This is a genomic window from Cellulomonas sp. S1-8 (assembly GCF_026184235.1).
Classification (GTDB): domain Bacteria; phylum Actinomycetota; class Actinomycetes; order Actinomycetales; family Cellulomonadaceae; genus Cellulomonas.
The window spans coordinates 3972688-3996988 of record NZ_CP110806.1 but is presented as its reverse complement, the minus strand read 5'-3'; the positions used below and the strand labels follow the sequence as shown (position 1 = coordinate 3996988).

19 protein-coding genes and 1 tRNA gene are annotated in these 24301 nt (G+C 74.2%); 16 read left to right on the top strand and 4 right to left on the bottom strand.

The window, feature by feature from the left end; all coding sequences use genetic code 11:
- Positions 1-86: 86 nt before the first annotated feature.
- From OKX07_RS18010 to OKX07_RS17970, 9 genes are all read left to right on the top strand, one after another.
- Complete coding sequence (locus tag OKX07_RS18010) at positions 87-4658, top strand: ATP-binding protein (RefSeq protein ID WP_265629366.1); 4572 nt, start codon at positions 87-89, stop codon at positions 4656-4658.
- A gap of 88 nt (positions 4659-4746) precedes the next feature.
- Positions 4747-5196 (top strand): roadblock/LC7 domain-containing protein, encoded by a 450-nt coding sequence (locus OKX07_RS18005; protein ID WP_265629365.1) that lies wholly within the window; start codon positions 4747-4749, stop codon positions 5194-5196.
- Between the two features lie 11 nt (positions 5197-5207).
- Positions 5208-5585, top strand: a complete 378-nt coding sequence (locus OKX07_RS18000; protein ID WP_191783703.1) for a DUF742 domain-containing protein — start codon at positions 5208-5210, stop codon at positions 5583-5585.
- On the top strand, positions 5566-6177 hold the full coding sequence (locus tag OKX07_RS17995; RefSeq protein WP_013118385.1) for a GTP-binding protein: 612 nt from the start codon (positions 5566-5568) through the stop codon (positions 6175-6177). Before OKX07_RS18000 ends, OKX07_RS17995 begins: the two co-directional genes overlap by 20 nt.
- Positions 6178-6313: 136 nt before the next feature.
- A complete protein-coding gene (locus tag OKX07_RS17990) occupies positions 6314-7654 on the top strand; it encodes a glycoside hydrolase family 32 protein (protein WP_265629363.1) in 1341 nt (446 codons plus the stop codon).
- 45 nt (positions 7655-7699) lie between these two features.
- Positions 7700-7789, top strand: a tRNA-Ser gene (locus OKX07_RS17985).
- 148 nt (positions 7790-7937) lie between these two features.
- Positions 7938-9326 carry an MFS transporter gene (locus tag OKX07_RS17980; RefSeq protein WP_265629361.1) on the top strand — a complete coding sequence of 463 codons (1389 nt, stop codon included), beginning with the start codon at positions 7938-7940 and terminating at the stop codon, positions 9324-9326.
- A complete protein-coding gene (locus OKX07_RS17975) occupies positions 9323-10321 on the top strand; it encodes an alpha/beta fold hydrolase (RefSeq protein WP_265629359.1) in 999 nt (332 codons plus the stop codon). The genes OKX07_RS17980 and OKX07_RS17975 overlap by 4 nt, the downstream gene beginning before the upstream one ends.
- Positions 10322-10460: 139 nt before the next feature.
- Entirely contained in the window at positions 10461-11642 is a 1182-nt protein-coding gene (locus tag OKX07_RS17970) for a benzoate/H(+) symporter BenE family transporter (RefSeq protein WP_265631954.1), read from the top strand.
- A gap of 13 nt (positions 11643-11655) precedes the next feature.
- Here OKX07_RS17970 and OKX07_RS17965 read toward each other — a convergent pair whose 3' ends face one another.
- Both OKX07_RS17965 and OKX07_RS17960 read right to left on the bottom strand, forming a co-directional pair.
- On the bottom strand, positions 11656-12531 hold the full coding sequence (locus OKX07_RS17965; RefSeq protein WP_265629358.1) for a tyrosine-protein phosphatase: 876 nt from the start codon (positions 12529-12531) through the stop codon (positions 11656-11658).
- A gap of 40 nt (positions 12532-12571) precedes the next feature.
- Entirely contained in the window at positions 12572-13249 is a 678-nt protein-coding gene (locus OKX07_RS17960) for a hypothetical protein (RefSeq protein ID WP_265629357.1), read from the bottom strand.
- Between the two features lie 97 nt (positions 13250-13346).
- Here OKX07_RS17960 and OKX07_RS17955 point away from each other — a divergent pair, with 97 nt between their 5' ends.
- The gene (locus tag OKX07_RS17955; RefSeq protein ID WP_265629356.1) at positions 13347-14324 is read left to right on the top strand and encodes an Fpg/Nei family DNA glycosylase; all 978 of its coding nucleotides are present in this window, start codon (positions 13347-13349) and stop codon (positions 14322-14324) included.
- A gap of 15 nt (positions 14325-14339) precedes the next feature.
- Here OKX07_RS17955 and OKX07_RS17950 read toward each other — a convergent pair whose 3' ends face one another.
- Entirely contained in the window at positions 14340-14981 is a 642-nt protein-coding gene (locus tag OKX07_RS17950) for a DUF1684 domain-containing protein (RefSeq protein ID WP_265629355.1), read from the bottom strand.
- Positions 14982-15060: 79 nt separating this feature from the next.
- A complete protein-coding gene (locus OKX07_RS17945) occupies positions 15061-15264 on the bottom strand; it encodes a hypothetical protein (protein WP_265629353.1) in 204 nt (67 codons plus the stop codon).
- Between the two features lie 90 nt (positions 15265-15354).
- Here OKX07_RS17945 and OKX07_RS17940 point away from each other — a divergent pair, with 90 nt between their 5' ends.
- From OKX07_RS17940 to OKX07_RS17915, 6 genes are all read left to right on the top strand, one after another.
- On the top strand, positions 15355-16305 hold the full coding sequence (locus OKX07_RS17940) for an LLM class F420-dependent oxidoreductase (RefSeq protein ID WP_265629352.1): 951 nt from the start codon (positions 15355-15357) through the stop codon (positions 16303-16305).
- Positions 16306-16690: 385 nt separating this feature from the next.
- Complete coding sequence (locus tag OKX07_RS17935) at positions 16691-18472, top strand: cellulose synthase catalytic subunit (RefSeq protein ID WP_265629351.1); 1782 nt, start codon at positions 16691-16693, stop codon at positions 18470-18472.
- Positions 18469-19200, top strand: a complete 732-nt coding sequence (locus tag OKX07_RS17930) for an HlyD family efflux transporter periplasmic adaptor subunit (RefSeq protein WP_265629350.1) — start codon at positions 18469-18471, stop codon at positions 19198-19200. Before OKX07_RS17935 ends, OKX07_RS17930 begins: the two co-directional genes overlap by 4 nt.
- Positions 19201-19547: 347 nt before the next feature.
- Positions 19548-21416, top strand: coding sequence for a glycosyltransferase (locus OKX07_RS17925; protein ID WP_265629348.1), 1869 nt, complete (start codon positions 19548-19550; stop codon positions 21414-21416).
- Positions 21413-22144, top strand: coding sequence for an HlyD family efflux transporter periplasmic adaptor subunit (locus OKX07_RS17920; protein ID WP_265629346.1), 732 nt, complete (start codon positions 21413-21415; stop codon positions 22142-22144). Before OKX07_RS17925 ends, OKX07_RS17920 begins: the two co-directional genes overlap by 4 nt.
- Positions 22141-24264, top strand: coding sequence for a glycosyl hydrolase (locus tag OKX07_RS17915; RefSeq protein ID WP_265629345.1), 2124 nt, complete (start codon positions 22141-22143; stop codon positions 24262-24264). The genes OKX07_RS17920 and OKX07_RS17915 overlap by 4 nt, the downstream gene beginning before the upstream one ends.
- Positions 24265-24301 lie beyond the last annotated feature (37 nt).

Below are 24301 nucleotides of genomic sequence, written 5' to 3'. Positions count from 1 at the left end.
ACGGCAGTCACCTGCGGTGGCTGCGTGACGGACGCGAGCGGTATACCGCGCGAGCGTCCGACGTCGGGCGAAGGGAAAGGATCGACATGCTGCGACGGCTCGGCATCCGTGCCAAGGTCTTGGCGGTCCTCGCCGTGCCCATGATCGTCCTGCTCGTGGCCGGTACGTACATCTCGTACGGCGCGATCCAGGACCTTCGGTACGCGCGAGCGACACAGACCGTGGTACGCACGCTCGATGCGCTGAGCCCGCTGACGGCCGCGTTCCAGCAGGAGCGGATCCTGTCCCTCACGTACGCACCCGCGGAACAGGTCGCGGCAGCTCGTGAGGTGACGGACGGTGCGCTCGACGACGCGCGCAAGGTCACGGCGGGGCTCGACCTCAGTGTCTTCCCGGAGTCGCTGGTCCGCGACTTCCAGGAGCAGCAGGACGCGTACGCCACGGCACTGCCCCAGCTGCGTGGCCGCGTGGACGACAGCGCCCAGCGCGTGATCATCAAGAACGGCTTCCAGGACATCATCGACGGCCAGATCATCGTGGTCGAGGGCGTGGCCAACTCGCTGCGCGACCGGGAGCTGGCCGACTACATCTCCGCGAACCGCGAGATCGCGCTGCTCGTCGACTCCCTCGTCAACGAGTACATCACCGGCATCGAGCTGAAGATGGCGCTCGTCGACAGCCCCGCCGCTGCGCGCGCCTTCCAGTCCCAGACGACCGCGACCGAGCTGGCGCGTGAGCGCGCCCGCATCGCCGTCGCGGACCTCGGGGTCGAGGGTGTCGCCGTCAGCACGGGTGACCCGACCGCGACCCTGCTGTCGATGCGTGCCCTGTTCACGCAGGGCTCCGTGGCCGCGATCGCGACGATCGACACCGCCGCGTGGTCGCAGCAGACGACGAACCAGATGACGATGATCAGCGAGGTCAACACCGGCGTCCTGGGCGGCGCCGACGAGGTCGCCGAGGCCGGCGTGTCCGACGCCCGCGACACCGCCCTCGTCACCGTCGCCCTCGCGCTCCTCGCGCTCGTCGTGTCCTTCTTCTTCGCCGTCGCGGTCTCCCGCTCCATCGTCGTCCCGCTGCGTCGCCTCACCAGTGCCGCCGCCGACGTCCGCGAGCAGCTGCCCCGCCTGGTCGAGCAGGTCTCGACCCCCGGCGAGGGCCCCGAGATCACGCTGGCCCCGATCCCCGTCCGCTCCAACGACGAGATCGGCCGGCTGGCCCAGGCGTTCAACGCGGTCAACGCGACGACCGTCCAGGTCGCCCAGGAGCAGGCCGCGCTGCGTGGCTCGATCGCGGAGATGTTCGTCAACGTCGCCCGACGCGACCAGGTCCTGCTCAACCGGCAGCTGTCCTTCATCGACTCGCTCGAGCGGGCGGAGGAGGACCCGGGCACGCTGGCCAACCTGTTCCGCCTGGACCACCTCGCCACCCGTATGCGCCGCAACGCGGAGTCCCTCCTCGTGCTCGCGGGCATCGACTCGGGTCGTCGTCTGCGCGACGCCATGCCGCTCTCGGACGTCATCCGCACGGCCTCGTCCGAGATCGAGCAGTACGACCGCGTCCAGCTCGACCTGCAGGTCGACCCGCACATGCTGGGCTTCAACGCCCTGTCCGCCGCGCACCTGCTGGCGGAGATCCTCGAGAACGCCACGGTCTTCTCCGAGCCGGAGACGCCCGTCGTCGTCAGCACGGGCGTGAGCGGTGCGTCGGTGGTCGTCCGGGTCACCGACCAGGGCCTGGGCATGACCGAGGCCGAGATCGAGTCCGCGAACCGCAAGATCATCTCGGTCTCCGCGGGTGACGCCCTCGGCGCCCAGCGACTGGGCCTCTTCGTGGTCGGCCGCCTCGCGCAGCGCCTCGGCGCTGAGGTGACGCTCCGCAAGCGCGTCGGCGGCACCGGCACCGAGGTCTTCGTGCAGTTCCCCAGCACGCTGTTCTCGGCCAACGAGATCAACCAGTACGCCCTGCCGCAGGCCCCCGTCGAGTCGACGATCCCGCAGATCGAGGTCCCCGAGGTCCGCGAGGTCGACCTGGCCGAGCTGACCGACGGCGAGACGTCGCTCGGCCTGCCGCGTCGTCGCCGCGGTGACGACACCGGTGCCTCTCCCGTGACGCAGCCGGCAGGCGTCGACGAGGACGACGCGATCCCGGTCCCGATGCTGAGCTCCTCGACCGGCCTGCCGACGCGGTCGCGCAAGACGTTCGACGAGGACAACATCGTCCTGCCCGAGGCCGTCGACACGCGACTGTCGCCCGAGCTGTCCGGCGACACCGGCGAGTGGTCGCCCGCGATCGCCGCCGCCCCGCTCACGGCAGGTCTGCCGACCCGTGCCCGTGCCGCGACGTCCGCCTGGGCGACCCAGCCGCAGCAGGACGAGACGCGCACGACGGCGGCGCCCGCCGACCCGGCGGCCCGTGCCGGCCTGTTCTCCGGCTTCCGTGGCCGCGAGCTCGCAGCGGCCGCCGCCGCCGAGGACGCGTCCCCCGGGTTCGTCGTGCCGTCCCTCGCCCCCGAGGAGCCGGCCGCGTCCGCCCCCGCGGAGGAGAACGGCTGGCCCGTGCCCTCGTGGCGCGAGCAGGCTCCCGCGCTCCCGACCCGTGGCGGCGCTGCCCCGCAGCCCGCCGACGAGCCGCAGGAGCACCCGGCCGCGTCGTGGGTCGCACCGGTCGACGACAAGCCGTGGGCGCCCACCCTGGCCGAGGAGCCGTGGGCACCCGCCCAGGCCGACCCCGAGCCGTGGACCTCGGACGCACCCGCAGCGCAGGCGCCGACCGCCCCCGCACCCTCCTGGGACGAGCCGCAGGTTGCCGCCCCCGCGTGGGACGAGCCGCAGGCTCCTGCCGCCGCGTGGGACGAGCCGCAGGTCGCCGCCCCCGCGTGGGACGAGCCGCAGGTCGCCGCCCCCGCGTGGGACGAGCCGCAGGTCGCCGCCCCCGTGTGGGACGAGCCGCAGGCTCCGGCCCCCGCGTGGGACCAGCAGCAGGCTCCCGCCGCAGCGTGGGACGAGCCGCAGGTTGCCGCCCCCGCGTGGGACGAGCCGCAGGTTGCCGCCCCCGCGTGGGACGAGCAGCAGGCTCCCGCCGCCGCGTGGGACCAGCCGCAGGTCGCCGCCCCCGCGTGGGACGAGCCGCAGGCTCCCGCCGCCGCGTGGGACCAGCCGCAGCAGGCGGAGCCCCAGTGGGCACCGGCCGCACCGGTCGAGGCCCACGCCGAGGACACGACGCCCGCCGCAGGTGACGAGCAGACGAGCTGGTCGCAGGACGAGGTCCCGAGCTGGGACGCCGCCCCCGAGCAGCAGGCCGCCCCCGAGCAGCAGCCCGTCGCCGAGCCCGAGCCGTCGTTCACGTCCTACAGCGGCTACTCCGGCTGGGCCGGCAGCAGCGACCGCCCGGCGCTGCAGTACACGGCGCCGTACGTGCCCTTCGAGCGGTCGCTCGACGAGGCGCGGGCCTGGCACACCGGGGCCATCCCGGTGGTCCCCGAGCCCACCCGCACGCTCGAGCCCGCGTGGTCGGACCAGGCGTCGTCCGTCGACGAGCAGCCGGCGCCGGTCGAGGCCGAGGAGGAGGTCGACGCCCCGTGGGCGCCGGTCGCCGCCGTGACGCCGCCCGTGGTCGAGTCACCCGCGCTCGAGCCGGCCGAGGACACCTGGCACGCACCGTCGTGGCAGGACCAGCCGGCCGCGCCCGTGGCGCCCGTCGCCGAGGCCGCACCCGTCGCGGCCCCGGCCCCGCAGGCACCGGCCCAGGAGCAGTGGCGTCCCTCGACCCCCGCGTGGGCCCGGTCGGCCGCCGCGGACCAGCCGACCGAGATGTTCGCGCCCATCGAGCAGGCCCCGGTCGCACCTGCGCCCGTCGCGCCCGCGCCGGTGCTGCCGGCTCGCGTGCAGCAGGCTCCCGTGCAGCCCACCCCGTACCAGCAGGCGCCTGCGCCGGCCTGGCAGCCGACGTCCGCCCCGGCGGCACCGGCAGCGGCAGCGCCCGCGTTCGGCGACCTGGTCGCCCCCGCGGACGACAAGCCGAAGCGTCGCTGGGGCAGCTTCTTCAGCCGCAAGAAGGACGAGGACGAGGGTGTCGAGCAGACGCCCGCGCCCGCCGTCGCCCGTACCCCGGTCCGCTCGTCGGCCTGGGGACCGGACGGCCCGTCCGCTGCGGCCTCCGCACAGCAGGCTCCCGCCGTCAACGGCTGGGAAGCCCCCGCGTGGTCGGCGCCCCCGGCGCCTCAGTCGGCCGCGACGCCCGTCGTCCAGGAGGCGCGTCCTGCGCCTTCATGGTCGCCGCCGGAGTGGGCAGGCCGCCAGGCCGCACCCGCCTCGACGGTTCCGCACCCGTCCGTCCCGCCGTCGGCTGCCCCCCGTGTGGGCACGCTCGACGACGAGGTCGCGGCGATGCTCGCCCTCCGCTCGGACATCCAGGAGCAGGCTCTCTCAGAGCTCAGCCAGCTGTCCGCGTACCGGCCCAGTGCCGTCGGGGCAAGCAATTCGGAGCGACTCGCCAAGCGTGTGCCGAGCGCGGTTCCCGCCGCACCGGCACCGATGGAGGAGCGCCCCGTCCAGCGAGACGCCGATCAGCTGCGTTCCCGCTTGTCCAGCTTCCAGACCGGTACGTCGCGCGGTCGTCGCGCGGCTCACGGCCCCCAGGACGGTGACCACTCGTGATCCGACGAACCCGAAACCTCGGTGGCCCGTGTGTCACCGTGGACACCCCGCCCGCAGTCGGCCCAGACTGCACCATGAAGGAGGAAGTGTGACCGCGCTCAGCACCGAGGCAGCCAACTTCGGCTGGCTCCTGGACAACTTCGTCCGGACCGTGCCCGGCACTCGCCACACACTCGTGGTGTCGGCCGACGGCCTGCTCATGGCGATGTCCGAGCTGCTCGACCGCACCAGCGGCGACCAGCTCGCGGCCATCGTCTCGGGCATGTCGAGTCTCACCCGTGGCGCTGCGCGCCAGCTCCGTGCGGGGGAGGTCCGCCAGGCGATCATCGAGATGGACAACCTGTTCCTCTTCCTGATGAGCGTCTCCAACGGCTCGGTCCTTGCCGTGGTCGCCGAAGCGACGTGCGATGTCGGCCTCATCGGTTACGAGATGGCGATGCTCGTCTCGCGCACCGAGGCCACGCTGACCCCGCAGCTCATCTCCGAGATGCGCGGCCAGCTGCCCATCGACGGTGCAACCCGGGCGCCCGTCGCCTGAGGCCGGCCGTGATGAGCGAACACGTCGAGTACGAGGCCCGAACGGTCCGGCCCTATGCCGTGACCGGGGGCCGCGTGCGCTCGGCACGCTCCGACCTGCCTCTCGAGGCACTGGTCGAGGTGATGCCGGGAGCCGTGGCCAGCACGGGGCTGACGCCCGAGAAGCGCGCGATCATCCAGCACGCGTCGGCCGGGTACATCTCGGTCGCCGAGCTGTCGGCGCTCCTTCATCTTCCGCTGGGTGTGATTCGGATCCTGGTATCCGACCTCACCGATGCGAACTCTGTGCGCGTGCACACCTCACAGCCGGTCGAGGTCAACACCGGTGAGTCCCCCGCCCTGTCCCTGAGCGTGCTGGAGAGTGTTCTCAATGGCATTTCCGCCCTCTGACGCCGCCGTCGCCGCTCCGGCGGGGACCGCGGGCGCAGTCGCACCCACTGTCGTCAAGATCGTCGTCGCAGGCGGCTTCGCCGTCGGCAAGACGACCTTCATCGGCTCCATCTCCGACATCGAGCCCCTCAACACCGAGGCCGCGATGACCGAGCACTCCGTCGGCGTCGACGACGCCGGCGGTGTCTCGGACCGCAAGACGACCACGACGGTCGCGATGGACTTCGGTCGCATCGCACTGCCGGGCTCGCTCTGGCTGTACCTGTTCGGCACCCCGGGCCAGGACCGCTTCCTCTTCATGTGGGACGACCTGGTACGTGGCGCGATCGGTGCGGTCGTGCTCGTCGACACCGACCGCCTGGACCAGTGCTTCCCGGCAGTCGACTACTTCGAGTCGCGCGGCATCCCGTTCGTCGTCGGCGTCAACTGCTTCGACGGGATCGCCAAGCACCAGCTCGACGACGTCCGTGAGGCCCTCGCGATCCCCGCCCACGTGCCGGTGCTGTACACCGACGCGCGGTCGCGGGCCGCGACCAAGCAGGCGCTCATCGCGCTCGTGCAGCTCGCCATGGAGCGTCTGCGCCAGCGGTGAGCACCGCATCACCCGCGAACGGCCGGCCCCCTCGGGGGTCGGCCGTTCGCGCGTCCCCTCCCGGACGTCCGGGGTGCGCGGGGTCGCCCGCGGACCGGTGGCGCCGACGCGTCCTCGCGGCCGACAGACTGGTGCGATGACGTCGGCCGCTCCGCACGACCCGCACGACCCCCGGTGGCACGTCCGTGCCCCCCGCGGCTGGGTGAACGACCCCAACGGGATCGGCCGGTGGGACGGGCGCTGGCACGTGATGTACCAGTGGAACCCGCACGCCCCGGTGTGGGGCGACATCCACTGGGGGCACGTGAGCTCGACCGACCTGCTGCGCTGGGAGCACGAGCCGGCGGCGCTGACGCCACGACCGGGCACGATCGACGGCGGCGGGGCGTGGAGCGGTGTCGCCGTCCACGACGCCGGTGACGTGGCGCTGGTGTACAGCGCGGTGCGCGACACGGTCGCGAGCGCGGGCGTCGCGGTGGCGCGCCGCGGCCCCGCCGGCGGGTGGGTGCAGCCGGACCGGCTCGCGGCGCCGCCCCCGGACCTTCCGGGGGTGGTCGACGTGCGCGACCCGTTCCTGCTCACGGTGGACGGCCGCCGCCTCGGCATCCAGGGCGCCGGCACGCCTGACGGCGGTGCGGTGCTGGTCTACGACGTCCCGGACCTCGACGACTGGCGGCTGCTGGGGACCCTCGTCGCGGCCGGCGACGCGCCCGACGGCGTGGCCGCACCCGGGCGGGTGTGGGAGTGCCCCCAGCTCGTGCAGGTCGCCGGCACGTGGGTGCTGCTCGTGTCGTGGTTCGATCGCGGCGACGGGCCCGAGCGGCTGGGCGTCACGGCGTTCACCGGGCGCCTGGACCTCGCCGGGGACGTGCCGCGGTACGTCGTCGAGGCGTCCGCGCCCTTCGACCACGGACCCGACGTCTACGCGCCGCAGGTGCACGTCGCCGACGACGGGCGCGTGCTGGTGTGGGGGTGGTCATGGGAGGGGCGTGGCGACGGCCCGCTCGGTCGGCTCGGCGTCGAGGTCGGCGCCGCCGGGTGGGCGGGCGTGCTGACGTTCCCGCGCGAGCTGGTGCCCGGGCCCCGCGGGCTGCCGGTGGCGCGCCCCGCGGCCGAGCTGGCGGGGCTGCGGGACCGTCCGCTGCCCGTCGCCGGGGACGGCGACCGTGCCGAGCTGGTCACCGACGAGGTCGCGTGGTGGGCCCGGTCCGACGCGGGCCTCGAGGTCGCGCTCGTCGACGACGACGTCGCACCCGTCGTGGTGTGGACCGGCCGGGCCGAGGCCGAGGTGCTGGTCGACGGCTCGGTGCTCGAGGCCTTCGAGGCCGATCGCGGCAGCACGACGACGCGCGTCTACCGCCGCGGCGGGCAGCGCTGGCGCGTCCGGTCCCGTGGGTCGTTCGAGGCGACGACGCTGGGGCTGCCCGACGCGTGCCCCACGGCACGCACGGGGACGCAGGTCGTCGCCGAGGCGTAGCGGTGTGGGACACTCGACGCCGCCGTCGGCGCGACCGTCGGCACGGGAGGGCTGGCTGAGCGGCCGAAAGCGACGGTCTTGAAAACCGTTAGCGCGGTGACCCCGTGCTCAAGGGTTCGAATCCCTTGCCCTCCGCCGCGTGCACCGTCCTCCGCGTGCCGGATCGACCCCTCGCGGGGGACGCGGGGTGGGCGCGCGAGCGTCCGACCCCGTCGGTGTGCCGTCAACGTCTCACCCGTCCGGGGTCCACCGGGGCGTCATCGACGGGACGTACGCTGCGCGCATGGTCCACCCCGCTGCGCAGGCTCCCGCCGACGGCGTCGTCGAGCCCGCCCCCGTCACCCGTCAGATCGCCGCGTGGGCCGCGTGGGACTGGGGGTCGGCGGCGTTCAACGCGGTCGTCACGACCTTCGTCTTCACGGTGTGGCTCACGGGCTCGTCGTTCGCGGAGCCGGGCGCCGACGTCGAGGCCGTCACGGCGCTGCACAGCCAGTGGCTCGGCTGGGGCCTGGCGGCTGCGGGGCTGCTGGTCGCGCTGACAGCGCCGGCGCTGGGGACGCTCGCCGACGCGGGCGGACGACGCCGTCCGCTGCTCGCGGCGATGTCGCTGGTCGTGGGCGCGTCGATCCTGGCGCTGTGGTTCGTGCAGCCGGCCGAGGGTGGCATGGCCGACGCCGTGCGCCTCGGGGTGACGCTGCTGGCGATCGGCACCATCGCGTTCGAGATCGGGTCGGTCGCGTACAACGCGCTGCTGCTGCAGATCAGCGGCCCGCGGACCATCGGGCGGATCAGCGGCATCGGGTGGGGCGCCGGGTACGTCGGCGGGATCGTGCTGCTCGTCATCCTGTTCGTCGGGTTCATCCAGCCGGACGTCGGCTGGTTCGGGGTCACGTCCGAGGGCGGGATGGACGTCCGCATCTCGATGCTCATCGCCGGCGCCTGGTTCCTCCTCTTCGCGATCCCCGTGCTGGTTGTGGTGCCGGACCGCCGTCGGGCCGGCGCACCGCCCGCGCGGATCGGCATCGTCGGCGCGTACGCGGCCGTCGGCCGGCACATCGCGCAGCTCTGGCGCGAGCGTCGCTCGACCCTGCGGTTCCTCATCGCGAGCGCGGTGTTCCGCGACGGGCTCACCGGGGTGTTCACGTTCGGCGGGGTGCTCGCCGCGGGGTCGTTCGGCTTCACGGACAGCGAGGTCATCGTGTTCGCCATCGCGGCGAACGTCGTCGCCGGTGCGTCGACGATCGGGGCGGGCTGGATCGACGACCGGTACGGGCCGCGTCGCCTCGTCACGTGCTCGCTCGTCATCCTGGTCATCGCCGGGTCGGCCGTGTTCTTCCTGCACGACGCGGGCGCGTCGGCGTTCTGGGCCGGGGGACTGGTGCTCTCGGCGTGCGTGGGCCCGGCGCAGTCGGCGTCGCGTGGCCTGCTGGCGCGCCTCGCCGAACCGGGCCGCGAGACCGAGCTCTTCGGCCTGTACGCGACGACCGGCCGCGCCGCGACGTTCCTCGCACCCGCCGCGTTCTCGCTCGCGATCGGCATCGGCGGCGAGCAGTACTGGGGGGTCCTCGGGATCGTGGTGGTCCTCGCGCTGGGTCTCCTGCTGTTCGTCCCCGTCCGGTTCCCGCGCGGTCTGGGCGTCGACGGGCGCAGCGACGTCGCGGCCGACGGGTGACGGCGCGGGCGACCGACGCGACCGGCACCTGGGTCGCCGACCGGCTGCTCCCCGGCTACGTCGCGCGGACCCTGCCCGGCTGGCGCCCGGACCCCGTCGGCCCGTCGGCGCGCGCCGTGGCCGCCGGTGGGACGGCGCCCGTGCTCACGCTCGTGCGTCCGCGGCGCGGACCGGACGCGCCCCGCGGCGTCGTCGTGCACCTGCACGGCTACAACGACTACTTCTTCGCGACGCACCTGGCGGACGCGTTCCGTGACGCCGGCTGGGCGTTCCTCGCCGTCGACGCGCGCCGGGCCGGCCGGTCGCTGCGGCCCGGCGACGTCCCGCACTACCAGGGCGACCTGCGCGAGCAGGCCTCGGACCTGAGCCGGGCGGTCGCCGCCGCACGCCGCACGTGGCCCGGTCTGTCGGTCGTCGTCCACGGGCACTCCACCGGGGGGCTCGTGGCAGCGCTGTGGGCGCACGCGCACCGTGAGCGGGGTGGCGCGGACGCCGTCGTGCTCGACAGCCCCTTCCTGTCCGTCGAGCGGTCGTGGGTGCAGCCCCTGCAGGACGGGGTGCTGCGCCCGCTGGCCCGGCGGGTGCCGCTGCGGGTCGTCGCGGCGGCCCCGTCCCGGTACGCCGAGCGCCTGGCCGAGCGCTGGGACTTCGACGCGACCCTCAAGCGTCCCGAGGGCGTGCCCGTGCGCGCCGGGTGGTTGGCGGCCGTGCGCGCCGGGCAGCTGCGGGTCGCCCGGGGGCTCGGGATCACGGTGCCGGTGCTGGTGGCACGCTCGGCGCGCTCCGGGGTCGACGTCGCCGGGGGTGCGGACCTCGACGGCGCCGACACCGTGCTCGACGTCGCGACCATCGCGGCGCTGGCCCCGCGCCTGGGCGCCGACGTCCGCGAGGTCGTCGTCGACGGGGGCGTCCACGACCTGGCGCTCTCGCACGACGCCCCGCGCGCCACGTACCTGACGGCGGTCACCGACTTCCTCACCACCCTCCCCACCTGAAGCCCACCCACCCCCACCCCCCACCCCACTGCCGAGCGCGGTACTCGACGGTCGAGCGCGCCAGTCGTTGGTACCGCGCTCGCGCGTCGAGTACCGCGCTCGACGGGGGTCGTGGCCTAGTGTCCGGCGCGTGGAACGGATGCAGCCGCACCTCGTCGGTGTCGTCACCGCCCTCGTCGGGTTCACCAGCTCGTTCGCCGTCGTGCTCGCCGGGCTGCGGGCCGTCGGTGCGGACGCGCGCGCGGCGGCCTCGGGCCTGGTCGTCCTGTGCGCCGTGCAGGGCGTCGTCACGATCGTCCTGAGCCAGCGGCACCGGATCCCGCTGACGTCCGCCTGGTCGACCCCCGGTGCCGCGCTGCTCGTCGCGACCGGGGCCGTGTCCGGGGGCTGGCCCGCGGCGGTCGGCGCGTTCCTGGTGTGCGGGGTGCTGCTCGTCGTCACCGCGCTGTGGCGTCCGCTCGGGCGGCTAGTCGCCGCGATCCCCGCGCCGCTGGCGCAGGCCATGCTCGCGGGCGTCCTGCTCACGCTGTGCCTCGCGCCCGTGCAGGCGCTCGTCGCGACGCCGCTGCTCGTCGCCCCCGTCGTGCTCCTGTGGCTCGTGCTGCTGCGCGTCGCGCCGCGGTGGGCGGCACCAGCGGCGTTCGCCCTGGCGCTGGTCGTCGCCGTGGTCGTCGCGACGACGGACGGGCGGCCACCCGCCCTCGTCGCCCCGCTGCTCGATCTCACGGCGCCGACGTTCACCCCGGCCGCGCTCGTCGGCATCGCCGTGCCGCTGTACCTCGTGACGATGGCCTCGCAGAACGTGCCCGGTGCGGCCGTCGTGGCGTCCGCCGGCTACGCCGTGCCGTGGCGCGAGGCGCTGCTGCTGACGGGGATCGGGACGATGGCGGGCGCGCCCGCCGGCGGGCACGCCGTCAACCTCGCCGCGATCACCGCCGCGCTGCCCGCGTCACCCGACGCGGACCCCGACCCGGCGCGACGCTGGCTCGCCTCCCGGACGGCCGGCGTCTGCTACCTCGTCCTCGCGGCGCTCGCGCCGACCCTCACGGCGCTCGTCGACGCGGCGCCCGCCGGGCTGGTCGAGGCGGTGGCCGGCCTCGCGCTGCTGCCCGCGCTGGGCTCGGCGCTCGCCGTCGCCGTCGCGGACGCCGAGCGCCGGATCCCGGCGCTCGTGACCTTCCTGCTGGCGGCGAGCTCGGTGACGATCGCCGGCATCGGCGCGGCGTTCTGGGGCCTGGTCGCGGGCCTGGTGGCCTGGTGGTGGCTGGCCCCGCGGCGGGCGACGGCCCCGGTGCCGGACCGGCCGCTCGCGCGGGAGTGAGTTAGGGCCGGGGTCAGGACGTCAGGGTGTCCGTGAGGGTGGCGATCTCGAGGCGCGTCAGGCCCAGGCCGTCGGTGAGGTAGGCGTCGAACGACCCGAAGTGCTGGTCCACGGCGCCCAGCGCGGCGTCGAGGTACTCCTCGCGGACCTCGAGCAGCGGGACGAGCAGCCCCGGGTCGCCGCCCACGGCGGCGAACTGCCGCAGCAGCGGTGCGTACATCGCGTGCACCGTCGGGTTCACCGCGAGGTACTCCTCCCGCACGCCGGCCTCGTCGACGCCCGCCGCGAGCAGCAGCACCGTCGTCGCCCACCCGGTGCGGTCCTTGCCGGCCGTGCAGTGGTACAGCACGGGGGCCGAGTCGGCGTCGACGATCTCGCGCAGCAGCGCCGCGTACCCGGCGCGTCCCGCGTCGCCGACGACCAGGTCGACGTACGTCCGACGCATCTGCGCCGACGGGTCCAGCTCGACCAGCACGGCCTCGGCCTCCTGCGGGTGGCGCAGGATCTCCGTGAGATCGGCCGCGGGCGCCTGCGGGGTGAGGGCGAGCACGTCGGCGTGCAGGCCGCGCGCCCCGGCGGGCAGCACGTCGGGCAGGGCCGTGCGCTCGGCGTCCGTCCGCAGGTCGACGACGGTCCGCACCCCCAGGCGGGCGATCGTGGGGTCGTCGGCGATCGCGGGGGCCCGCAGCTCGGCCGACCGGTACGCGACGCCGCGGCGCACGGTGCGCCCGCCGGCCGCCGCGCGGCCACCGATGTCCCGCAGGTTGGCGAGCGCGTCCGACGCGACGACGTGCGGGTCGACGGTCCCGGCGGGCCCGCCGGGCACGGGCGCAGGCTCACCGGTGACGGTGGTCGGAGGGTGCGGGGGCAGCGTCACGTCGTCGTTCACACGCCGACCCTCGCACACCGCCGACCTGCCGCGGGGTGACTCAGCGCGCCGGCGGCGTGCGGACCTGCTGCTCGCCGGCCCGGTCCCGGACCGCCACCCCCGCGCGCGCGAGGGCGTCGGCCAGGTCCTGCAGCGTGGCGTGCTCCTTGGCCTGCAGCGCCGTCCGCCGACGACGCAGGAGGTCGTCCGCGTCCTCGGGGAGACCCGGGCGTCCCGGTACCCACGTCCGCCAGTCGTCGGCGTGCGGGTCGCCGTCGTCGGACCACGGGTAGTCGGCGGCGCGCAGCGCGGCCGCGGCCCGGCGCAGGACGACGTCCGCCTCGGCGCGCACGACCTGGCCGCCGTGCGCGTCCAGGACGACGAGGTCGTCACCGTCCGCGTGGACCGTCGCGACGTCCGCGCGCGCCGCGTAGCGCGCCTGCCCGCGCTGCCGGACGATCAGCCCGTCCGGCTCGACGGTCAGCTGCAGGACGTCCTTGCGCCACTCCGCCCACACCCACAGACCGCCCGCCGCGCCGACGAGCGCGGGCACGACGACCTCGGCCCAGCGGGGCGTCCGCGTCAGGAGGTGCAGGACCCACGGCAACGGCAGGCTGTTGCCCTCCGCCCACGCCGCCAGCGGGTCGAGGGCCGCGCCGAGCCCCGCGCCCAGGGCGGCGCCGACGGCCGCGAGCCCCACCGCCCAGCCGGTCGTGAGCGACACGGTCGTGGTGGTCATCGGTCCTCCGCGGTCGGAACGCATGGTCGCCGGTGGCGCACGCCAGGCATCGTCGCGCCGATCGCCGGGCCGGTCAACGGCACCTAGGGTGGTCGCCGTGCCCGAGGGTCATACCGTCCACCGCGTCGCCCGGCAGCTGGCGCTCGACCTCGTCGGGCGGTCGCTGGCCGTGAGCTCGCCCCAGGGGCGCTTCGCCGCGGGGGCCGCGCGCCTCGACGGGCGGACGATGACGAGCGCGACGGCCGTCGGCAAGCAGCTGTTCTGCACGTTCGACACCGCCGACGTCCTGCGCGTGCACCTGGGCCTGTACGGCGCGTGGGACCTGTACGGCGACGTCAGCCCGCTGGGCGACGGCGAGCGGGTGCGCGGCAGCCTGGGTGCGCCGCGCGTGCGCCCGGGCTCCGTGACGGACCCGCCGCCGTCGACGCGGCGCCTGCGGATGGGGGAGGGCGAGGTCGTGAGCACCGTCGACGCACCTGGGCGCGGCCGGCTGGGTGGTCCGACGTGGCCGCCGCCGCCCGTGGGTCAGGTGCGCGTGCGGCTGGACTCGGGGTCGGTCGTCGCCGACCTGCGCGGCCCGACGGCCTGCGAGGTGCTCACGGCCGACGAGGCGGCGCTGGTCCGCGACCGGCTCGGGCCCGACCCGCAGACGGTCGACGACGTCGACGCCGCGGGCGACGTGGTCGTCGACCGCGTGACGCGCCGCGGCGTGGCCGTGGGGCAGCTGCTCATGGACCAGGCCGTCGTCGCGGGGATCGGCAACATCTACCGCGCCGAGCTGCTGTTCCGGGCGCGGCTGGACCCGTGGACGCCGGGGCGGCGCGTGCCGGGGGAGACGGTGCGGGCGATCTGGCAGGACTGGGTGGGGCTGCTCGCGGACGGCATCCGCGACGGCCTCATCCTCACGCGCGAGGACCTGGACGCAGCGGGCCGCGAGGCCGCCCGCCACGACCCGACCCTGCGGCACTGGGTGTACGGGCGCGCCGGCCTGCCGTGCCGGGTCTGCGGCACGCCCGTCGTGGTGGAGGAGATGGCGACCCGCAAGCTCTACCGCTGCCCCACCTGCCAACGCTGACCCACCCGCCGCCGCTCACCCAGTGGCGGGGAGGGGTGGGGCCTGTTCGCCGACCGGGACCTCGCCCGACAGGGTGTTGGCGCGCGTCGCGAGCGGGCACGCCCACGCGGGGTCGTACGCGCACGACGGGTTGTACGCGAAGTTGAGGTCCAGGACGAGCCGGCCGACGCGGTCCGACCCCAGGTCGGCTCCCTTGATGGTGTCGAGCAGGTAGCGGCCGCCGCCGAACGTCATGCGCCCCGCGAGCGCGTCCCGCACGGGCAGGAACAGCCCGCCGCCGTAGCCGCGCAGGGACCACAGCGTCAGGGTCCCGAGGTCGCCCAGGGTGAGCGTCCCCACGCGGTCGAACCCGACGACGCCGTCCGTCCCGGTCGCCATGTCGAGGCGCTGCTGGCCGGCGGGGTCGACGCCGACCTCGAACCGGTAGCGCGGGTCGTAGGGGGCGACGTCGAGACCGACGAAGTCGGCGCGGGCGTCGGGCGTCAGCGGGGAGGCCGGGTGGTAGGCGAACAGCTCGTCGCGCTGCTGCACCCACACGGCGTGCGCGGCGGCCGGGTCGTCCGCGGCCAGGGCGCGCACCCGCGCGTACGTCTCGGAGGTGCGCCGTCGCCAGTCGGCGACCTCCAGCGCGGCGGTGAGCGGGGTGGCGGCGTGCACGCGACCACCGTCCCAAGACCAGGGCCGGAGCGCATGTCGAGCGGTGGCGCGGGGGTTGATCCCGCCGGTCGATCACCCGTCAGGGTGTGCGCCCCGCACGGCGCAGGTGGCGCACCTCGCGCAGGCCGATCGCGGCGGCGACGAGCCCGGGGACGAGGGCCACGGGTCGGCCGCGCAGGGCGGCGGCGACGCAGACGAGGGTGAGCACGCCGCAGCCGACGACGAGCAGCAGCGACGACCACCGGACGGCCCGCAGGCCCCGGCCGGGCTTCGACCAGCGCACCGGCCGACCGTACCGCCGGTCGGCTGCCCACGGCGCGATGACGCGTCCGGGTGCGCGCCCGCCGGGCAGCGGCGTGCGAGGCTGACGGGCATGGATCTGCGCATCTTCACCGAGCCCCAGCAGGGTGCCACGTACGACGACGTCCTCGCGGTCGCGCGCGCGACCGAGGACCTCGGCTTCGACGCCTTCTTCCGCTCTGACCACTACCTCGCGATGGGCGTGGACGGGCTGCCCGGCCCGACGGACGCGTGGACGACGCTCGCCGGGCTGGCCCGGGAGACGAGCCGGATCCGGCTGGGCACGCTGGTGTCGTCGGCGACGTTCCGGCACCCCGGCGTGCTGGCGATCCAGGTCGCGCAGGTCGACCAGATGTCCGGTGGGCGGGTCGAGCTGGGGCTGGGCGCGGGGTGGTTCGCGGCGGAGCACGCGGCGTACGGCATCCCGTTCCCGGCCAAGCGCTTCGGCCTGCTGACCGAGCAGCTCGAGATCGTCACGGGCCTGTGGGGCACGCCGGTGGGGGAGCTGTTCCAGCACGCGGGGGAGCACTACACGTTGACGGACTCCCCGGCGCTGCCCAAGCCGGTGCAGCGGTCGCCGCTGGACCCGTCGCGCGCGGGCGTGCCGGTCATCGTGGGCGGCGGTGGCCCGACGCGCACCCCGAACCTGGCCGCGCGGTTCGGGGCCGAGTACAACCAGTCGTTCCCCGAGATCGCGTCGGTGCCGGGCCGGATCGGGCGCATCCGTGAGGCGTGCGTCGAGGTCGGGCGGGACCCGGGCACGCTGGTGCAGTCCGTCGCGCTCGTGCTGTGCGTGGGTCGCGACGAGGCGGAGCTGGCGCGCCGGGCGCGGGCCATCGGGCGCGAGGTGCCGGAGCTGCGGGAGCACGGGATCGCGGGGACGCCGGACGAGGCGGTCGAGCGGCTGACGTGGTTGGCAGCGCAGGGCGTGCAGCGCGTCTACCTCCAGACGCTGGACCTTGCGGACCTCGAGCACCTGCAGCTCGTCGCCGAGCAGGTCGTCCCGCACCTGAACACACCCTGACGATCGCCCCGAGCGCCATCCTCCATCCGGGTGATGTCGGCGTTCGGGGTGCGCCGAATGAGCGCAAATGTCCGAATGCTGGGACGAACAGGTCTCGGCGGAATGTTCACACGCCCGTCATCTGGGGACATCGGCGCAGGTGGGAACGTTTCCAGTGGGCCGTCGAACCGATTTTGGGAGCATCTGGTGGGTTCCGTCACGGTGACACCCCGGCGCATCGCCTCCTAACGTCGAGCACATCCACGGGGACGACAGCACCGCAGGTCCGGACCTCTCCGGCCCGTCGCCCCCCGTGCACCGGACGCCAACGGGGCCGTCGCGAACGTGACGCCGACCTCGCTTCCAGGGGTCGTCGTCGCACCCGACGACGACATGGGGGGCTACCGTGGCCACGACCTTCGACCGACTCATCCTCGAGCCGCGACGGACCGACGACGCCCGATCTCGGCCCCACCGCATGCGGTCGCCCGAGAACGAGGCGTCCCAGAGCCCGTCGCTCATGCTGCTGGTGCTGCTGGCGGCCGCCGGCGTCGTGGTCTACGCGGCGTTCCTGCTCAATCCCGCGAACCGCGGGGACTGGCTGCCGTACGCGCTGGTCATCACGGCCGAGACGATCCTGGTGGTGCACGCGCTGCTGGCGATGTGGACGGTCCTGTCGTCGGGGTGGAACCCCCGCGGCTTCGCGTTCCACCACGCGCAGGAGCGGTTGTACGACCTGACCGAGATCCTGCGCGACGGTGCCGAGGACGAGCCGTGGCGCTGGCAGATGTACCTCGAGGACCGTCCCGTCACCGTCGACGTCTTCATCACGACCTACGGCGAGGACCTCGAGACCATCCGGCGCACCGTGAGTGCGGCGCTGCGGATCCAGGGCAAGCACGAGACGTGGGTGCTCGACGACGGCCGCTCGGACGACGTCCGCGACCTGGCCGCCGAGCTGGGCGCGCGCTACGTGCGCCGCCTGTCCAGCGGCGGCGCCAAGGCCGGCAACATCAACCACGCCCTGTCCCTCACGCGCGGCGAGTACGTCGTCGTCCTCGACGCGGACTTCGTCCCGCTGCCCGCCTTCCTGCACGAGACGGTCCCGTTCTTCGCGGGGTCGGACGTCGCGTTCGTCCAGACCCCGCAGACGTACGGCAACTACGACACGGTCATCAGCCGGGGTGCGGGCTACATGCAGGCCGTCTTCTACCGCTACGTGCAGCCGGGCCGGAACCGGTTCAACGCCGCGTTCTGCGTGGGGACCAACGTCATCTACCGCCGGGCCGCGCTCGACGCCGTCGGAGGCATCTACACCGACTCCAAGTCGGAGGACGTGTGGACGTCGCTGATGCTGCACGAGAGCGGCTGGCGCACGGTCTACATCCCCACGACGCTCGCCATCGGGGACACCCCCGAGACCGTCGAGGCGTACACCAAGCAGCAGCTGCGCTGGGCGACCGGTGGCTTCGAGATCATGCTCACCCACAACCCGCTGTCGCGGAAGCGCAACCTCACGATGGACCAGCGCATCGCCTACGTCGTGACCGCGACGCACTACCTCACGGGCATCGCGCCCCTGCTGCTCCTGCTGGTGCCCCCGCTGGAGATCTACTTCGACCTGTCCCCGATGGACCTGACGATCACCCCGCTGACGTGGGCGCTGTACTACGCGGGCTTCTACGTCCTGCAGATCCTGCTCGCGTTCTACACGCTCGGGTCGTTCCGGTGGGAGGTGCTGCTGCTCGCGTCGGTGTCGTTCCCGATCTACGTCCGCGCCCTGGTCAACGCCCTGCTGCGGCGTGAGCAGGCCTGGCACGTCACCGGCCGCAAGGGCGCCTACCGCTCGCCGTTCGCGTTCATGCTGCCGCAGGTGCTGGTCTTCCAGTTCCTGCTCGTGACGACGGTCGTCGCGCTGTGGAAGACGCAGAGCTCGGGGATCGTCACGCTCGCGCTGGCGTGGAACGCCACCAACACGCTGATCCTCGGCGGTTTCATCGTCACCGCCTGGCGCGAGGGGCGCAGGGCGCGCGCCGAGCAGCGCGCGCAGCGCCGGGCCGAGCAGAGCCACGCCCGTGCCGAGGCCGACCTCGCGGCCGACGCCGCGCTCCTCGAGCTCGAGCAGGTCGGTCCGCGTCGCTCCGCCCCCACCGACACGTCCACCCCGCTGACCGGAGGCACCTCATGACCTGGGCCAGCCGCATCCGCCTGCTGGCGGGCACGATCCTCGTGCTCGTCGTCGCCGCCCTGGCGACCTTCCACCTCAACGACACCCGCGGTCGCGCCACCAGCGACTCCGCGCAGATCCTCGCCCAGACGTACGCCGTCGGGACCCCGTACTCGGGTCTGGTCGCCGACCAGCTCGTCGACGTGGGCGACGTCGTCGTCGAGGGCGAGCCGCTGTTCGTCATCGACTCCGCGGGACTGACCTACGACCTGGCGAACGGCCTGGTCTCGGAGCCGCCCGAGTTCACCACGGTCGACGACCAGGGCCGGCTGGTCGTCCTCGCGAGCGGCGCCGGGCGCCTCACGCAGGTCGCGGCCGAGCGGGGCACCTTCGTGCCCGGGTCCGCGACCCTGGCGACCGTGCAGCGCGTCGGGACCCTGTACGTCCAGGCCGAGTACACGCTGACGGCCAAGGAGTACGCGCGGGTGGCCGACGGCGCCGACGTCACGATCACGCTGCCCAACGACGCCGCCCTGTCCGGCACGGTCGAGCGCGTGGAGGTCACGACGGTCAACGGCCAGGCGCAGGCGGTGGTCCGCATCGCCGGTGACAGCCTCGTCGACGGGGCGGCCAACGGCCTGGTGTCCGCGGGGACCCCGGTGGTCGCGCAGATCGCCCTGACCAACGACGGCGTCGTGACGACCGTCGCCGAGAAGGTCCGGACGTACGTCGCGGAGCTGCTTTCGTGACGTACGGCACGGTTTGCGCCGCATGCGCCCTCGGGCCGGTGCCGGGCGCGGGTCGCCGCGCAGGTGGGGGCCCCGATGGGGGTCCTGCGCCCCGCATGCGGGCGGGGGGCGTGGGTGGGTGACGACGTCCCTCAGAGGCGTGCGCAGCACGCCTCGGGTCGCGGTCTGCACCCTCCGCTCTTACCGTCGAAGACATCCACGAGGGATGCACGCACGTCCCGGCCCGGACCTTCCGGCCACCAGCCCCTCCGTGTACCAGGCGCCAACGAGGCCGTCGTGAAACGCGATGTCGGCCCCGATCCCGGGGTCGCCGTCGAGCCGACGCCGACGCACCCTGGGGAGCGACTGTGGCCACAACCCTTGACCGACTGATCCTCGAACCACGACAGACCGACGACACCCGCAGCAGGCCGCGCAGCACGCGCCGGACCGAGGGCGAGGCCTCGCAGAGCCCCTCGCTGATGCTGCTGGTGCTCCTCGCCGCAGCCGGCATCCTCGTGTACGCCGCCTTCCTGCTGAACCCCGCGAACCGCGGGGACTGGCTGCCGTACGCGCTGGTCATCACGGCCGAGACGATCCTGGTGGCGCACGCGCTGCTGGCGATGTGGACGGTGCTGTCGTCCGGGTCCGACCCCCGCGGCTTCGCGTTCCACCACGCCCAGGAGCGGCTGTACGACCTGACCGAGATCCTGCGCGACGGTGCCGAGGACGAGCCGTGGCGCTGGCAGATGTACCTCGACGACCGTCCCGTCACGCCCGACGTCTTCATCACGACGTACGGCGAGGACCTGGGGACGATCCGCCGCACGGTGAGCGCCGCGCTGCGGATCCAGGGCCGCCACCAGACCTGGGTGCTCGACGACGGCCGCTCGGACGACGTCCGCGACCTGGCCGCCGAGCTGGGCGCGCGCTACGTGCGCCGCCTGTCCAGCGGCGGCGCCAAGGCCGGCAACATCAACCACGCGCTGACGCTGGCCTCGGGCGAGTACTTCATGGTGCTCGACGCGGACTTCGTGCCGCTGCCCGGGTTCCTGCACGAGACCGTGCCGTTCTTCGCCGGGCAGGACGTCGCGTTCGTCCAGACGCCCCAGACGTACGGCAACTACGACAACGTCATCAGCCGCGGCGCGGGGTACATGCAGGCGATGTTCTACCAGTACGTGCAGCCGGGCCGGAACCGGTTCAACGCCGCGTTCTGCGTCGGCACGAACGTCATCTACCGTCGCCAGGCCATCGACTCGATCGGTGGGATCTACACGGACTCCAAGTCGGAGGACGTGTGGACGTCGCTGATGCTGCACGAGAGCGGCTGGCGCACCGTCTACATCCCGATGACGCTGGCGATCGGGGACACCCCCGAGACCGTCGAGGCGTACACCAAGCAGCAGCTGCGCTGGGCGACCGGTGGCTTCGAGATCATGCTCACCCACAACCCGCTCTCGCGGAAGCGCACGCTGACCATGGACCAGCGCATCGCGTACCTGGTGACGGCCACGCACTACCTCACGGGCATCGCCCCGCTGCTCCTGCTGCTGGTCCCGCCGCTGGACATCTACTTCGACCTCTCGCCGATGGACCTGACGACGACGCCGCTGACGTGGGCGCTGTACTACTCCAGCTTCTACGTCCTGCAGATCCTCCTGGCGTTCTACACGCTCGGGTCGTTCCGGTGGGAGGTGCTGCTGCTCGCGTCGGTGTCGTTCCCGATCTACGTGCGTGCGCTCATCAACGCGGTCCTGCGCCGCGAGCAGGCGTGGCACGTGACGGGGAAGAAGGGCGCGTACCGCTCGCCGTTCGCGTTCATGCTGCCGCAGGTGCTGGTCTTCCAGTTCCTGCTCGTGACCACCGTGGTCGCGCTGTGGAAGACGCAGACCTCGGGCGTCGTCACCCTGGCGCTCGCCTGGAACGCCACCAACACCCTGATCCTCGGCGGGTTCATCATCACCGCGTGGCGCGAGGGGCGCCGCGCGCGCACCGAGCTCCGGGTCCAGGAGCGGGCCGAGGTCCGCGCCCGCAAGCGGGCGGAGGGCAGCCGGCAGCGCGCCGTCGCCGACCTCGAGGACGACGCGGCGGCCCTCGCCCTCGCACCGTCCGGACGGGCCACCACCTCGTCGTCCGCGCCCGCGCACTCCGCACCCGCACCCGCCGCACCCGCACCCGCCGCACCCGCACACTCCGCCTACTCCGCACGCCCCGATCGGGAGGTGACCTCATGACGTGGTCCAGCCGCATCCGTCTCTTCGCGGGCACGCTCGTCGTGCTCGTCGTCGCCGCCCTGGCGACGCTCCACCTCAACGACTCGCGCGGTCTCGCGACCAGCAGCTCCGCGCAGATCCTCGCCCAGACGTACGCCGTCGGGACCCCCTACGCGGGCCTGGTCGCCGACCAGCTCGCCGACGTCGGCGACGACGTCGCCGAGGGCGACCCGCTGTTCGTGATCGACTCCGCGAGCCTCACCTACGACCTGGCCAACGGCCTGGTGTCCGACCCGCCGGAGTTCACGGCGCTCGACGAGCAGGGCCGGCTGGTCGTGCTCGCGAGCGGCGCCGGGCGCCTCACCGAGGTCGCGGCGGAGCGGGGCACCTTCGTCCCGCCGGCCTCGACCCTGGCGACCGTCCAGCGCGAGGGCATGCTGCACGTGCAGGGCGAGTACACGCTCACCGCCAAGGAGTACGCCCGTCTCCCGGACGGCGCGGACGTGACCATCACGCTGCCCAACGAGTCGACCCTCGCGGGTCGCGTCGAGCAGGTCGAGGTCACGACGGTCGACGGGCAGGCGCAGGCGGTGGTCCGCATCTCGAGCACCGAGCTGGTCGACGGCGCCGACAACGGCCTCGTCTCCGCCGGGACCCCGGTCGTCGCGCAGATCGCGCTGACGAACGACGGCCTCGTGACGAACGTCGCGGAGAGCGTCCGCAGCTACGTCGACGGGTTCGGCGAGTGACGGCGGCGACGGCGGACCAGTCCCGTCCCCGCCGCACGCGCCTCGTGCTCGTGCTGGTGGCCGTCGCCGTGCTGGCCGCGGTCGTGCTGCTCGTCGTCCGCCCCTGGGCGGGCGACCCGGTCGCGCCGGCCGCGGGCGCCCCGGGCGGCGGTGCCCCGGCGGCCCCGGTCGCCGGCGGCCCCGAGGACGCCACGCCCCCGGACGTCGACGCGGCCGCGCTCACCGGCGCGCTCACGCAGGCGCCCGACGCGAAGATCGACCCGGTCCGCCTGGCCGACGGGGTCGTCCCGCAGTCGAACCGCTGGTACTCGGGCCTCCTCTTCGGTGACGAGCTGCTGCCGGTGTTCCCGTTGCCGCAGTCGTTCGCGCTCACCACCAGCGGGTTCACGATCGGTCTGCCGGACCCGGTGACGAGCGCCAAGGCCGTCGTCGGGCCGCACGTGCCGGCCGTGACGGTCGACGTGGGCGCCGCGTCCGCGCAGGTCGTCGCCGCCGACCCGGTCGCGGTGACCACGCGCCTGCTCGACGCGTCCGGCGCGACGCTCGGCGACGTCACGGTCGCGGCCGGCTCGCCGTTCGTGTCGTTCACCGCAGCGACCGACGTCGACGTCACGACCGACGGCTTCACCACGCTCACCGACGGCGTCGCGACCACCGAGGTCGACGGCACCACGTGGGGCCTCGCGACGTCCGCCGGCACGCTCGAGGGCGGCACGCTCGCGCTGCCCGCCGGTGCCACCGCCGGCTGGTACGCGCTGCCCGACGACGCGTCCGACGACGCCGCAGCGGTCCTCGCGGCCGCGGCCGTGGACCCCGTGGTCGGCGTCGACGTCACCTACGGCGTCGACGCGGACGTGGCGCGCACGACGCTCACGTACCGCACCGCGGGCTCGACGCCCAGCGCCTACGTGCTCATGCACCACCACACCACCGGCACGCAGCCGGAGCGTGAGGGGTGCGGGCTCGGCACGTACCGCAGCGTCCACGGCACGCTCGAGCTGTGCGCCGGGTCGACGCTCACGTCCTACGCCCCGACCCTGCAGCCCACCGGCGCCCTCGACCTCGAGGGCATCACGCCCGAGCGGAGCGACGCGATCGTCGCGCAGCTCGAGCAGGACGTCGCGGACACCGAGGCGTTCGCGTCCGACACGTACTTCGGCGGCAAGCACCTGTACCGGGCGGCGACCCTCGTCGTCCTGGGGGAGCAGCTCGGCGCCGACGACGTCGTGGCCGACCTGCGCGTGCGCGTCGCCGACTCGCTGCGCGAGTGGGCCGAGCCGGAGGGCTGCGACGCGCGGCCCGCCCGCTGCTTCGTCTACGACGAGGCCGCGCGGTCCGTCATCGGCCGCACTCCGTCGTTCGGCTCGGAGGAGCTCAACGACCACCACTTCCACTACGGCTACCTGCTGTCCGCCGCCGGCCTGCTCGGCGCGGCCGACGCGGACCTCGTCGAGGACCTGCGACCGGTGATGGACGTGCTCGCCGCAGACATCGCCGCGGCGCAGCCGTCCGACGCGCTGCCGCAGCTGCGCACGTTCGACCCGTACGCGGGTCACGCGTGGGCGTCGGGCACGTCGCCGTTCGCCGACGGCAACAACCAGGAGTCCGCGTCGGAGGCCGTCAACGCCTGGAACGGCATCGGGCTGTGGGCGCAGGTGTCCGGCCAGGACGACCTGCTGACGCAGGCGACGTGGCTCGCCTCGACCGAGGCCGCGTCCGCGCGCGACTACTGGACGGACCCGGACCTCGAGGACCCCGTCATGGACGGGTTCGAGCACCGCGTCGTCGCCCTCAACTGGGGCGGCAAGCGCGACTACGCCACCTGGTTCAGCGCGGAGCCGAGCGCCATGCTCGGCATCCTGCTGATCCCCATGGGGCCGATCTCGGACTACCTGGCGGTGGACGTCGACGCCGAGACGATCCTCGCGGCCGTCGAGGAGGCGTCGCCCGGCGGGCCGGACGTGATGTTCGGGGACTACCTGCTGATGTACCGGGCCCTGGCCGGCCCCGAGGAGGCCACGGCCGCCTGGGAGGACGCGCTCGCCCTGCCCGACACGTCGGTCGACGACGGCAGCTCGCGCGCCTACCTGCTGGCGTGGCTCGCGGCGCACGGCGCCTGAGTCGCAGGGCAGGAACAGCACCGGGGCCGGGCGCGCA

Coding starts and splice junctions, on each gene's coding strand:
- OKX07_RS18010 (WP_265629366.1), top strand. CDS start 87: ATGCTGCGACGGCTCGGCATCCGTGCCAAGGTCTTGGCGGTCCTCGCC.
- OKX07_RS18000 (WP_191783703.1), top strand. CDS start 5,208: ATGAGCGAACACGTCGAGTACGAGGCCCGAACGGTCCGGCCCTATGCC.
- OKX07_RS17995 (WP_013118385.1), top strand. CDS start 5,566: ATGGCATTTCCGCCCTCTGACGCCGCCGTCGCCGCTCCGGCGGGGACC.
- OKX07_RS17990 (WP_265629363.1), top strand. CDS start 6,314: ATGACGTCGGCCGCTCCGCACGACCCGCACGACCCCCGGTGGCACGTC.
- OKX07_RS17980 (WP_265629361.1), top strand. CDS start 7,938: ATGGTCCACCCCGCTGCGCAGGCTCCCGCCGACGGCGTCGTCGAGCCC.
- OKX07_RS17970 (WP_265631954.1), top strand. CDS start 10,461: ATGCAGCCGCACCTCGTCGGTGTCGTCACCGCCCTCGTCGGGTTCACC.
- OKX07_RS17960 (WP_265629357.1), bottom strand. CDS start 13,249: ATGACCACCACGACCGTGTCGCTCACGACCGGCTGGGCGGTGGGGCTC.
- OKX07_RS17940 (WP_265629352.1), top strand. CDS start 15,355: ATGGATCTGCGCATCTTCACCGAGCCCCAGCAGGGTGCCACGTACGAC.
- OKX07_RS17930 (WP_265629350.1), top strand. CDS start 18,469: ATGACCTGGGCCAGCCGCATCCGCCTGCTGGCGGGCACGATCCTCGTG.
- OKX07_RS17920 (WP_265629346.1), top strand. CDS start 21,413: ATGACGTGGTCCAGCCGCATCCGTCTCTTCGCGGGCACGCTCGTCGTG.